The 12,237-nt window shown below is 70.0% G+C and carries 11 protein-coding genes and 1 pseudogene; 9 read left to right on the top strand and 3 right to left on the bottom strand.

The genetic code is table 11. The features are described from left to right. Positions 1 to 78: 78 nt before the first annotated feature. Positions 79 to 1,338 carry a PucR family transcriptional regulator gene (locus G6N23_RS11205; protein ID WP_095173852.1) on the bottom strand — a complete coding sequence of 420 codons (1,260 nt, stop codon included), beginning with the start codon at positions 1,336 to 1,338 and terminating at the stop codon, positions 79 to 81. 121 nt (positions 1,339 to 1,459) lie between these two features. Between G6N23_RS11205 and G6N23_RS11200 the strand changes: the two genes are divergently transcribed. Together G6N23_RS11200 and G6N23_RS11195 are read left to right on the top strand one after the other, a co-directional pair. Further along, positions 1,460 to 3,013 carry a flavin-containing monooxygenase gene (locus G6N23_RS11200; RefSeq protein ID WP_085262686.1) on the top strand — a complete coding sequence of 518 codons (1,554 nt, stop codon included), beginning with the start codon at positions 1,460 to 1,462 and terminating at the stop codon, positions 3,011 to 3,013. Next, positions 3,010 to 3,960: an alpha/beta hydrolase gene (locus tag G6N23_RS11195; protein WP_085262685.1), complete on the top strand. Its 951-nt coding sequence runs from the start codon at positions 3,010 to 3,012 to the stop codon at positions 3,958 to 3,960. Before G6N23_RS11200 ends, G6N23_RS11195 begins: the two co-directional genes overlap by 4 nt. An 82-nt stretch (positions 3,961 to 4,042) precedes the next feature. Here the strand turns inward: G6N23_RS11195 and G6N23_RS11190 are convergent, their stop codons facing one another. Continuing rightward, the gene (locus G6N23_RS11190) at positions 4,043 to 4,414 is read right to left on the bottom strand and encodes a hypothetical protein (RefSeq protein ID WP_085262684.1); all 372 of its coding nucleotides are present in this window, start codon (positions 4,412 to 4,414) and stop codon (positions 4,043 to 4,045) included. A gap of 392 nt (positions 4,415 to 4,806) precedes the next feature. Here G6N23_RS11190 and G6N23_RS21950 point away from each other — a divergent pair. The 6 genes and pseudogenes from G6N23_RS21950 to recN all read left to right on the top strand — a co-directional run. Continuing rightward, positions 4,807 to 5,625: pseudogene (locus tag G6N23_RS21950) on the top strand (tetratricopeptide repeat protein); the annotation flags it as partial. A 60-nt stretch (positions 5,626 to 5,685) separates the two neighbouring features. Further along, positions 5,686 to 6,681: an HAD hydrolase-like protein gene (locus tag G6N23_RS11185; protein ID WP_234808732.1), complete on the top strand. Its 996-nt coding sequence runs from the start codon at positions 5,686 to 5,688 to the stop codon at positions 6,679 to 6,681. A gap of 14 nt (positions 6,682 to 6,695) precedes the next feature. Then, the gene (locus G6N23_RS11180) at positions 6,696 to 6,881 is read left to right on the top strand and encodes a hypothetical protein (RefSeq protein WP_085262683.1); all 186 of its coding nucleotides are present in this window, start codon (positions 6,696 to 6,698) and stop codon (positions 6,879 to 6,881) included. Positions 6,882 to 6,887: 6 nt separating this feature from the next. Beyond that, complete coding sequence (locus tag G6N23_RS11175; protein ID WP_085262682.1) at positions 6,888 to 7,694, top strand: TlyA family RNA methyltransferase; 807 nt, start codon at positions 6,888 to 6,890, stop codon at positions 7,692 to 7,694. Positions 7,695 to 7,696: 2 nt separating this feature from the next. After that, positions 7,697 to 8,623: an NAD kinase gene (locus G6N23_RS11170; RefSeq protein ID WP_085262695.1), complete on the top strand. Its 927-nt coding sequence runs from the start codon at positions 7,697 to 7,699 to the stop codon at positions 8,621 to 8,623. Between the two features lie 15 nt (positions 8,624 to 8,638). Then, a complete protein-coding gene (recN, locus tag G6N23_RS11165) occupies positions 8,639 to 10,453 on the top strand; it encodes a DNA repair protein RecN (RefSeq protein WP_085262681.1) in 1,815 nt (604 codons plus the stop codon). A gap of 27 nt (positions 10,454 to 10,480) precedes the next feature. Here the strand turns inward: recN and G6N23_RS11160 are convergent, their stop codons facing one another. Beyond that, positions 10,481 to 10,846, bottom strand: coding sequence for a hypothetical protein (locus G6N23_RS11160; RefSeq protein WP_085262680.1), 366 nt, complete (start codon positions 10,844 to 10,846; stop codon positions 10,481 to 10,483). Positions 10,847 to 11,055: 209 nt separating this feature from the next. On the opposite strand from G6N23_RS11160, the gene steA reads away from it, so the two are divergent. Beyond that, the gene (steA, locus tag G6N23_RS11155) at positions 11,056 to 12,237 is read left to right on the top strand and encodes a putative cytokinetic ring protein SteA (RefSeq protein ID WP_085262679.1); all 1,182 of its coding nucleotides are present in this window, start codon (positions 11,056 to 11,058) and stop codon (positions 12,235 to 12,237) included.

Genomic DNA, 12,237 nt, shown 5'->3' with positions numbered 1-12,237 from the left:
AAACGCCCCCCGAGAAATCGGGGGGCGTTTCCATTTGCCAATTTGCCTCGCTGGCGATTCTGAAAATTCGTATGGAATTCAGGCTGGCGGGCCCAGCCAATGGTCGATCTCGAGGGCCACCCCCACCTCCAACCAGCGGTTGGGCAAGCGCCCGGGGGAGAGCAGTTTCTCGGCGCGTTTGAGCCGGCTGAGCACCGTATTGCGATGCGTGTAGAGCGCGCGAGCGGCGCGGGCGGCGCTGAGACCTTCGCGGAGGTAAACCCGCACGGTGTGGCGCAGGTCCGGGTCTGCGGTGGACAGCCGGCCCAGGACCCGGCCGAGGTAGGCGCGGGCAGCCTGCTCGTTCTGGGTCGCGAGGTGTACCAGGGCGATGTCGTCGAAGGCGGCCGCGCGTACCCGGTGGGCGCGGAGCAGCAATTGTTGCGCGCTGACTGCCTCGAAGTGGCTGCGCCGGAATCCGTCGACGTTGACGCCCGTGTCACCCACCGCCAGCCGCACTCCGTTGTTCTCATCGTCGGTGTCGTTGCGCAGCGCCTCGGTGAGGACGACGGGGTCCAGGGGCTGAGCAGACCCCAGCCAGAGCCACAGTGAGGAGGAGCTGGCCGGTACGGCCACCATTGGCGGTGACCCGGCGCGGCGCCGCAGCTCGGTCGCCGTGTGCATCAGCGCCGCCTGATCGGGCATGGCGGCGGCGGTCCACAGTACGGCGGCCACGTGGTGAGTGCCGCGGAGACGGTAGCCCAGCCGGTGCTCGGTGAGGTCGAGGTCGACGGGGTCCTCGTCGAGCAGCTGGGTGACGGTCGCGAGTCGCTGGGCGTGGGACTGCCACAGATAGTCCTCGCGTTCACGCTCGACCAGTGCGGTCAGCTCGTCGAGCGTGGCGTCGACCCATGAGCTGAGCGACCGGAAGACCAGGTCCAGTGCTGCGGCGACAGCGGCTGGGTCTGCATCCAGCTCGAAGGTCCGCTGCATCCACAGCCGCCAGGCCTCGTCCTTGGCGACGTGGTAGCCGGAGAAGACGGCGCGGTCGGCTCCCCGCCGAATCACCTCGCGGGCGATGCCCACGACGGGGCCCGCCAGCGCAGGAGCCACCGGCTGATGGGGCGCTCGCGCGATGCTCGCCGCCCAGTGCCGGACGTTGAGGCGGGTGGACTCGCGCGCTTCCTGGCTCAACAGCGGATCGGTGTTGACCGGCTCTCCGAGGCCGGTCAGTGCGGCCGCTTCCACGCGGGGTAGCGCCCCGCTGTCCGGGTCGAGGAACCAGGACGCCACCTCGCGCACCAGATCCTCGGGCACGACTCGTCTGGGCCCCGGTTCGGATCCGTCGCCCGCCGTCATGGCTGGAGGCTACGCCCAGATGTGCAATTGCACATCCATATGCGCTAAGTCAGTGCGAATTGCCCCTGTCGCCGTGCCAAGGATCACGTGACGATGGACACAGATCAACGAAGGAGTTGTCGTGGCCACCAATTCACGCACCGTTGCCGCCCTCGACCGGGGCGCACACTCGCACAACCCGGACTCGCCCGATGTGGAGATCCTCATCATCGGCGCCGGCCTCACCGGGCTCGGCTTCGCCTCCCGGCTGAAGATGCAGATGCCCGAGCGGTCGGTCCTGATCGTGGATGCCCACCAGGAGGTCGGGGGCACCTGGCACCTGTTTCGCTATCCCGGCGTCCGCTCGGACTCCGACCTGATCACCTACGGCTATCAGTACAAGCCGTGGACCAAGGAAAAGGCGATCGCACCGGGTTCGGAGATCAAGGACTATCTGATCGAGACGGTCGAGGAGTTCGGCCTCGCCGACCGGGTGCGCCTGGGCACCCGGGTCGAGTCGCTGGCCTGGTCGTCGGCGGAGTCACTGTGGACGGTCACCCTGCGCGACGTCGCCGGTGGTGAGTTGGACACGCTGCGTGCGCGCTGGATCGTCTCGGGCACGGGCTACTTCGACCACGCGGGCGGCTACCGCCCGACCTGGCAGGGTGAGGAGCACTTCGACGGGACCCTGGTGCACGCGCAGCAGTGGCCCGAGGACCTCGACTACACCGACAAGCGCGTGGTGGTGATCGGCAGCGGCGCGACCGCCGTGACCCTGCTGCCGGCGCTGGCCGAGAAGGCCGAATTGGTCACCATGTTGCAGCGCTCACCCAGCTACATCCTGCCGCTGCCGGCCAAGGACGTGGTCTTCAACCTGCTGCGCCGCTTCATGCCGGTCGGCTGGGCATTCCAGGCGACTCGCCAGGCCAACATTCAGCGCCTGCGCGCGATCGTCAGCCTCAGCCGGCACTGCCCGCGGCTGGTGCGGTCACTGATCCGACGGGTCAACAAGGCCTTTTTGCCCAGCGGCTTCGACGTCGACACCCACCTGAACCCGGCGTACAAGCCGTGGGAGCAGCGGATGTGCTTCGTCCCCGACGGCGACCTGTACGGCGCGATCAAGCGTGGTCGCGCCACGATCGCCACCGACACCATCAAGCGGTTCGTCCCCGACGGCATCGAGCTGGCCTCGGGGCAGTTCCTGGCCGCCGACATCGTGGTCGCCGCCACCGGCCTGAAGCTGCTGCCCTTCGGAGGTATAGCGGTTTCCGTCGACGGTGAGTCCGTCGACTGGTCTGACACGGTCACCTACAAGTCGGTGATGCTCAGTGGGCTGCCGAACTTCTTCTTCGGCTTCGGCTACACCAACAACTCGTGGACCCTGCGGATCGATCTGGCCAGCGAATACCTGACCCGGCTATTGGACTTCATGGACCGGCGCGGGTTCGACACCGTCGTGCCGCAATTCACCGACGTCGATGCCGAGCGGGAGCTGATCCTCGACGATCTGACGTCGAACTACGTGCGGCGCAGCGTCGGCGCCTTCCCCCGTCAGGTCAAGGACGGTCCGTGGACGTTCAAGAGCCACTACCGCTTCGACCTCGAACGGCTCGCGGGCCCGATCGACGACGGCACCCTGCAGTTCGCGTGCAGCGCCGTCCGCCCGCAGTTGACGACTGCCGGCGGTGCCGCATGAAGCGCAATGACGTGACTTTCCGCAGCGCGGGAACCACCTGTGCCGCTTGGCATTATGCCGGGCAGGGCGCGGCATTCCAGACCGAGGCCGGGCGCCCCTGTGTGGTGATGGCCCACGGCTTCAGTTGCACCCGGGACGCCGGACTGGAGGGCTACGCCGAAGGGTTCGCCGCGGCGGGACTCGACGTGTTGCTCTTCGACTACCGCGGGTTCGGCGCCTCCGGCGGGGAGATGCGCCAACACATCGACTACCGGGGGCAGCGCGCCGACTACCATGCCGCCGTCGCCGCCGCCCGCCGCCTGCGCGGCGTCGACCCCGACCGAATCGTGTTGTGGGGCACCTCCTACTCGGGCGGGCACGTCCTGAACGTGGCGGCCCGTGACCGGCGTATCGCCGCGGTGCTGTCGCTCACGCCCGCCGTCGACGGAATCCCGGTGCTCGGCATGATCGCCAAGTCCGCCGGGGTGGGCAAGCTCCTGGCGCTGACCGTGGCGGGGCTGCGCGACCGGGTCGGCCGGCGCCCGTACATGCTCCCGGCGATCGGACCGGCCGACTCCCCGGCCGTGATAGCCAAAGACGGTGCCCTCGAGGACTTCCTGGCGGTGACCGGCCCGTGGTGGCGCAACGAGATTCGTGCCCGGTGCACCCTCGACGTCGCCCGCAACCGGCCGGTCCTGGGCATCCGAAGGATCACAGCGCCGCTGCTGGTCCAGGTGGGTGATCTGGACACGGTGGTGTCCTCGCCGGCCGCCGAGCGCGCCGCCCGCAAGGCCACCGCGCCCACCGAACTGCGTCACTATCCGGTGGACCACTTCGACGTCTACGCTGATCCGTGGCTGCCGACGGTCTTCAAAGACCAGCTGGAGTTCGTGTCCCGCTGGCTCGATGCGTCCGGAACCGACGCCACGGCGAGTTCCCGCGAAGTGGTCACCTCGGTAGCGATCTGACAGCCCGCAGACCGCCGAACACAACCTGGTGAAACGCCCCCCGAGAAATCGGGGGGCGTTTCCATTTCAGAGCCCCGGCGTGTCAGGGGTTTTTGGTCAGCCGGATAACCAGGGTGGGCTGACCCGGGCAGTGCGACGTGAGAATGAGCGAGGCGTTGTCCAGCGTGGCCGTGCAGGGCGCACCCCCGGCGTCGAAGGCGCCGACGGGGCCGCTCCAGATATTGCGCTGCAGGTGCAGGTCACCCGGTGACCCGGCGCCGGTGTCGAGGTGGCTGCAGTCGGGACCGCACGGGGTCAGGGTGAAGGTGGTCGTACTGCCGCGTTGGTAGCGGCCTCCGCCGTCGATCATCGTCGCGGTGTAGCTTCCGTGCAGCGGTGCTGCCGAGGCGGGACCGACCAGGCCGGCCACCGCGCCTGCCACCGCCCCGACGACGGGCGCAAATCGCATGAGCATGCCGCGCCTCCTCATCTACCTCGCGATGGCGACCCCCCGCCTCGACGTCGTGGACTGACTGGCCTGACGCTAACCGGATCGGGACGCTCGGGGATACAGGGATTTCCCTGGTAATCGTCTGCGGTCGAACGGTGGGAAAACAGGGCCGAAGGGCCCTCAGCGGGCCGGCATCGCCGCTATCCGCATCCGGTTCGATGGTGGCGGCGGCACGGCAGTGAATGGGCAGCTCGGGGGGCGGTTTGGGCGATTCGGTGCAGTCGTCGGAGTAACGACGACGGCCCGTATCCTTACACGAGGTTTTACGGTGAAAGGTTTTCGTGGTCGACAACAGAGCAAGTGGCGGGCGCGGTCAGTCGCGTGGGGGTTCCGGAAGTGGCCAACGCGGCCCGCAGCAAAGGCGGGGTGCGGGCGACCAGCGGCGCACGTCCACCGGCGACCAGCGCCGGACATCCGGGGGTCCCAGACCGGACCGGGATCGGCGTACCTCGCCTCGGCGGGATCACGACGGCGGCCAGCGGCCGCCCCGGCCATCCGGTGAGGAATTCACCCCGCGCTATGACGATCCGCCGCTTCCCGAGGGGATCGAACCCAAGCAGTTGGCGCCGGAGGTGCGCCGGGAACTGAGCACCCTCAACCGCGCCACCGCCGACGGGGTCGCCTGCCATCTGGTGGCCGCCGGCATGCTGCTCGATGACGACCCGCACACCGCGTTGCTGCACGCCCGGGCGGCCAGGGCGCGTTCGACGCGGATCACCGCGGTCCGCGAGGCGGTCGGGATCGCTGCCTACCATTGCGGCGACTGGGCCCAGGCCTTGGCCGAGCTGCGCGCCGCGCGCCGGATGGGTAGTAAATCCGCTCTGCTGCCGTTGATCGCCGACTGTGAACGCGGCCTGGGCCGGCCGCAGCGGGCGATTGAGCTGGCGGCCGGCCCCGAAGCCGCCGAACTGGAGGGTGACGAGGCCGACGAGCTGCGGATCGTCGTTGCCGGCGCCCGCGCCGACCTCGGCCAGCTCGAGCAGGCGCTGACGGTGTTGTCGGCTGCGCCGGCCGACCCCGAGCGCACCGGATCGACGGTGGCGCGGCTGCACTACGCCCACGCCGAGACCCTGGTCGCCCTGGGCCGCGACGACGAGGCGCTGGAATGGTTCCTGCGGGCCGCCGCGGCCGACACCGAGGGAGTCACCGACGTCGAGGAGCGGATCGCCGATCTGGGCGGCTCGGCGACGCTGGCAGACGAATACGACTGTCTGCTACTGGATCTCGACGGCACGGTGTTCCGCGGTGGCGAACCGACCGTCGGAGCCGTCGAGACCCTGGCGGAGGTGGGCAGCCGCGCCGTGTTCATCACCAACAACTCCTCGCGGGGCGCTGACGAGGTCGCCGAGCATCTGACCCGGCTGGGCTTCACCGCTGCCGCCGAGGACGTGGCCACCAGCGCCCAGATCGCGGCGCACCTGCTGGCCGAGCAGCTGCCCGCCGGATCACGGGTGCTGGTGGTCGGCACCGAGTCACTGGCCGCCGAAATCACCGCCGCCGGACTGGAACCGGTACGGCTGGCCGCCGATGAGCCGGCCGCGGTGGTGCAGGGCCTGTCCACCGAGACCGGCTGGGCCGAGCTGGCCGAGGCTGCCCTGGCGATCCGGGCCGGCGCGAAGTGGATGACCACCAACGTCGACAAGACCCTGCCGTCGGAGCGCGGTCTGCTGCCCGGCAACGGGTCGATGGTGGCCGCGCTGCGGGCCGCGACCGACGCCGAACCCCAGGTCGCCGGCAAACCCGGCCCGGCATTGCTCACCGAGGCCCTGACCCGCGGCGAGTTCTACGCCCCACTGGTGGTCGGTGACCGGCTGGACACCGACATCGCCGCCGCCAACGCCGCCGCGCTGCCGAGCCTGATGGTGCTCACCGGCGTCAACTCGGCACGCGATGCGGTCGGCGCCGTAGCCGAGCAGCGACCGACCTACATCGGCCACGATCTGCGGGCACTGCGCCTCGACGCCGATCGGCTGGCGATCGGCCCGCAGCCGTACTGGCAGACCAGCGTCGAGGGCACGACGATCACCGTCGCGACGGCGCAGACCGACGACGACGGCGGTGATGGTGATGGTCTGTCGATCGTGCGGGCGCTCGCGGCCGCGGTGGCCGACGCCGACCTGGCCGGGCGCCCCTTCACCGTCGAGTCCGCCGACGACACCGCCGGGCAGGCTCTGCAACATTGGTCCCTGCTCGGCCCGTGGCCCGGAGGGGCCCCAACGGGCATGGACTAGCGTTGGTGGCACCCATGAACAACGAGATTGATGACGTCCGCGAGCGCATCGCGGTGTTGCTGGCCGAGCTGCCCGGGGAAGCCGAGCTGGCCGGCCTGCCGGCCCACAGCGATCTCGGTGATCTCCAGGCCTTGGCGCGGCGGCTCGAAGAAGCCCACGAGGTCTTGGTGCGGGCACTGGAGTCGGTGGAGAAGGGCTGAGGGCACATGTCGCGGCGCGCTCGCGTTGACGCCGAGCTGGTCCGGCGCGGGCTGGCGCGCTCCCGCCAGCAGGCCGCCGAATTGATCGGCGCCGGCAAGGTCACCATCGACGGCATTCCCGCCATCAAACCGGCCACCGCCGTGACGCTCACCGCCGCCCTGGCGGTCGTGGATGACGGCGAACGCAGCTGGGTGTCGCGCGGCGCGCACAAGCTGATCGGCGCCCTGGACACCTTCGGGATCAGCGTCGCCGACCGGCGATGTTTGGACGCGGGCGCCTCGACCGGCGGATTCACCGAGGTGCTGCTCGACCGGGGCGCGGCCCGGGTGGTCGCCGTCGACGTCGGCTACGGACAGTTGGCCTGGGCGTTGCGCACCGACCCGCGCGTCGTCGTGGTCGAACGCACCAACGTCCGTGGGCTGACCCCCGACACCGTCGGCGGACCCGCCGAGCTGATCGTCGCCGACCTGTCGTTCATCTCGCTGGCCACCGTGCTGCCCGCGCTGACTGGCTGCGCGTCACCCGACGCCGATATCGTTCCGATGGTGAAGCCGCAGTTCGAGGTCGGACGAGAACAGGTGGGCGCCGGCGGGGTGGTGTCCGACCCGGGCCTGCGTGCCGACGCGGTGCTCTCGGTGGCGCACCGCGCGGCCGAATTCGGGTGGGGCACCGTCGCGGTCACGGCCAGCCCGCTGCCCGGGCCGTCGGGCAACGTCGAATATTTTCTGCATCTGCGTGCCGCCGCCGCGCCGCTTACCGGTGACGCGTTGGAGGCAGCCGTCCAGGATGCCGTCGCGAGGGGGCCCCAGTGAATATCGGGAGCCAGGAACGCACCGTTCTGCTGGTGGTGCACACCGGGCGTGAAGAGGCCACCGACACCGCGCGCCGCGTCGAGAAGGTGTTGGGCGACCACGGCATCACGCTGCGGGTGCTGACCGCCGAAGCCGTCGACAAGGGCTCGCTGCACCTGGCGCCCGACGACATGCGCGAACTCGGCGTCCAGATCGATGTGGTGGACCCCGACACCCGGGCCGCCGAGGGCTGCGAACTGGTGCTCGTTCTCGGCGGTGACGGCACCTTCCTGCGGGCCGCCGAACTGGCCCGCAGCGCCGACATCCCTGTGCTGGGGGTCAATCTCGGCCGGATCGGCTTTCTGGCCGAGGCCGAAGCCGACCACATCGACCGGGTCCTCGACCACATCATCGCCCGCGACTACCGGGTGGAGGACCGGATGACGCTCGATGTGATGGTGCGCGCCGACGGGGAGATCATCGACAGCGGGTGGGCGCTCAACGAGGCCAGCATGGAGAAGGGCCCGCGGCTGGGCGTCTTGGGTGTCGTCGTGGAGGTGGACGGCAGGCCGGTGTCGACGTTCGGCTGCGACGGCGTGCTGGTGTCGACACCGACCGGGTCCACCGCCTACGCGTTCTCCGCGGGCGGGCCGGTGCTCTGGCCCGACCTGGACGCGATCTTGGTGGTGCCCAACAACGCCCACGCCCTGTTCGCCCGGCCGATGGTGACCAGTCCCGACTCGACGATCGCGATCGAAGTCGAGGGCGATGGACACAATGCACTGGTGTTCTGCGACGGCCGGCGCAAGATGCTGGTGCCGGCCGGCGGCCGGCTCGAGGTGCAGCGCGGCGACACCCCGGTCAAGTGGGCACGGCTGGGCCGATCCCCGTTCACCGACCGGCTGGTGCGCAAATTCCGGCTGCCGGTGACCGGCTGGCGCGGACAATGACCACGGTGCCGGCCGTTGCTTACTGAGATCCGGATCGAGTCGCTGGGCGCGATCCACGCGGCGACCGCCGAATTCGACCGTGGCCTGACGGTTCTGACCGGGGAGACCGGCACAGGCAAGACGATGGTCGTCACCGGGCTGCACCTGCTCGGGGGCGCCCGCGCCGACGCCACCCGGGTGCGCTCCGGGGCGGCCCGCGCGGTGGTGGAGGGCCGGTTCTGCACCGCCGATCTGGCGCAGGCGGCGGCCGCGCAGATCGACGAGATCCTTCAGGCCTGCGGGGCCGAACGCGACGAGGACGGCAGCGTGATCGCCGCTCGCTCGGTCAGCGCCGACGGGCCGTCGCGGGCCTACCTCGGGGGCCGCGGGGTGCCGGCCAAGTCGCTGAGCGCCTTCACCGGCGGGCTGCTGACCCTGCACGGTCAGAACGACCAGCTGCGGTTGATGCGCCCGGACGAACAGCGCGCGGCACTGGACCGGTTCGCCGCGGTCGGCGCCCGGCTGGAGCGCTACCGCAGCGCACGGGCGGCCTGGATGTCGGCGCGACGCGAACTCGTCGAACGCCGCGACCGCGCCCGCGAACTGGCCCAGGAAGCAGACCGGCTCACCTTCGCGTTGCGGGAGATCGATGCCGTCGACCCGCACCCCGGAGAGGACGACGCGCTGGCGAACCAGATCCGCCGGCTCTCCGAACTCGACGCGTTGCGCGCCGCGGCGTCCGGGGCGCGGGCGGCGCTGGCCGGCGGCGTGGAAGACGCAGTGGACGAGGCCAACGACGGGCCGACATCGGCCACCGACCGGCTCGCTCAGGCGAAGGCGGCGCTGACCGCCACCGACGACGCCGCCCTGCAGGGACTGGGCGAACAACTCACCGAGGCGCTCACGGTGGTCGACGACGTGGCCCGCGAACTCGGTGGCTACCTCGACGAACTGCCCACCGGCGCCGAGGCGCTGGACGCCAAGCTGGCGCGGCAGGCCGAGCTGCGCTCCTTGACCCGCAAATACGCCGCCGACATCGACGGGGTGCTGGCCTGGGCGGCGCAATCCCGCGACCGGCTGGCTCAACTCGACGTCTCCGAAGAAGCGCTCGCCGGGCTGACCCGTCGTGTCGACGAGCTCGCCGAACAGGTGGTGAAGACCGCCGCCGACCTCAGCGCCGCGCGCAGCAAAGCCTCGCGTGGGTTGGCCAAGGCGGTCAGCGCCGAGCTGTCCGGGCTGGCGATGGCCGACGCCGAATTCACCATCGGTGTGACCCACAGCCCGGCCGCTGACGACGACCCGGCCGCCCTGCGGTTGCCGTCGGGGCAGAGCGTGCATGCCGGCGCCGACGGCATCGACGATGTCGAGTTCGGGCTGGCCGCGCACCGGGGCATGACGGTGCTGCCGCTGGCCAAGAGCGCCTCCGGCGGCGAGCTGTCCCGGGTGATGCTGGCGCTGGAGGTGGTGCTGGCGACGTCGTCGTTGTCAGCGGCGTCGCGCGACTCGGCCGGCACCACGATGGTCTTCGATGAGGTCGACGCCGGCGTGGGTGGCCGCGCGGCGGTGCAGATCGGCCGTCGGCTGGCGCGGCTGGCGCGCACCCACCAGGTCATCGTGGTGACGCACCTGCCGCAGGTCGCGGCCTATGCCGATGCGCACCTGGTCGTCGACGCCGGAGGCGGTGGGGCCAGCGGCGTGCGACGCCTCGATGACGACGGGCGGGTTGCCGAGCTGGCCCGGATGTTGGCCGGTCTCGGCGAGACCGACACCGCGCGTGCGCACGCGCGGGAATTGCTCGACGCCGCCCAGGAGGACCGTGTCGAGAGCGCCGGGGTGGGCCGCGCCGAATAACGGGCCGGGCGGCTAGGCCACCCCGGATCAGTTCTTCTTCAGCCGGTACTTGTAGTAGGCGCCGTCATCAAAGGTGAATGTGCCGCTGAGGGAAGAGTTTTCGACGGTGGTGGTGAATCCGTGCGCCTGCCCCGGTGGTTGGGACGCAATCCAGGAATCGCCCGACAGGTGGAAGTCGTAAGGGGTGTCGCCGCCGGCCACCTCGACGTGCCGACAATCCGGACCGCAGCTGCCGACATGCCACGTCTGCGTCTGGCCGACCTGGAACTGGTTGGATTCGGAAATGGTCATCGTGTAGGTGCCGTCTGCCAGTTCGGCGTTCGCCGGGCCGGCCAGGCCGAGCGACGCACCCGCCGCCAGTGCGGCCAGGCACGAAATTCGTATCGCCATCATGTCGCTGGTTCTCCGTCCTCGGAGTCGGTGCCCCGGTCGCGTCGACATTAGGGCCGGAAAAGGCATGGCGGATACAGGGGAATCCCTGGATTTTCCGGCCTGGAGCTACGCCATCATCGTGTGACTGATGTGGCGTGATAGAACTTCTGAGGCTGGTGTTACGGCGCGCCTCCCCGTTTTCCGCGCATTTCCCGGACACAATCGCGCCCATGAAGATGTCTGCTCTGTTGTCTCGTAACGCCTCCCGGCCGGGTGTCGTCGGCACGGCCCGGGTCGATCACGACATCGACCGGTTGCTGCGGCGGGTGGGCCCCGGCGACATCGTGGTTCTCGACATTCTCGACCTGGACCGGATCACCGCCGACGCATTGGTGGAAGCCGAGATCGCCGGCGTCGTCAACGCCTCGGCGTCGATCTCCGGGCGCTACCCCAACCTCGGGCCCGAGGTGTTGGTCGCCAACGGCGTCACCCTGATCGACGAGGCCGGGCCCACGGTGTTCAAGAAGATCCGCGACGGCGCCAAGATCCGGCTGCACAACGGCGCCGTCTATTCCGGTGACCGACGCCTGGCGCGAGGCGTCGAGCGCAGCGACGTCGAGATCGCCGACCTGATGATCGAGGCCAAGACCGGATTGGTGGCGCACCTGGAGTCGTTCGCCGGCAACACCATCGAGTTCATCCGCAGTGAGAGCCCGCTGCTGATCGACGGGATCGGGATCCCCGAGATCGACGTCGACCTGCGTCGCCGGCATGTGGTGCTGGTCGGCGACGAGCCCGAGGCCGCCGACGATCTCAAATGCCTCAAGCCGTTCATCAAGGAGTACCAGCCCGTGCTGATCGGCATCGGCGCCGGCGCCGACGTTCTGCGCAAGGCGGGATACCGCCCGCAGCTGATCATCGGCGACCCCGATCAGATGAGCGCCGAGGTGCTGCGGTGCGGATCGCAGGTGGTGCTGCCGGCCGACGCCGACGGTCACGCGCCGGGCCTGGAGCGCATCCAGGACCTCGGCGTGGGTGCGATGACGTTCCCGGCCGCCGGTTCCCCGATGGACCTGGCGCTGCTGCTGGCCGACCATCACGGCGCGGCGCTGCTGGTGACGGCCGGGCACACGGCGAACATCGAGACGTTCTTCGACCGGACCCGTCAGCTGACGAATCCGTCGATGTTCCTGACCCGGCTCAAGGTGGGCGAGAAGCTGGTGGATGCCCGGGCGGTCGCCACGCTGTACCGCAACCGGGTCTCCGCGGGCGCCATCGCACTGCTGGTGCTGGCCATGCTGATGGCTGTCATCGTCGCGCTGTGGGTGTCGCAGACCGACGCGGTGGTACTCGACTGGCTCGGCAACTACTGGCACCACCTGACGCAGTGGCTGCAGCACTGGGTCACCTAG

The sequence above is a fragment of the Mycolicibacter terrae genome, assembly GCF_010727125.1.
GTDB lineage: Bacteria > Actinomycetota > Actinomycetes > Mycobacteriales > Mycobacteriaceae > Mycobacterium > Mycobacterium terrae.
This window is presented reverse-complemented; position numbering and strand designations above follow the sequence as displayed.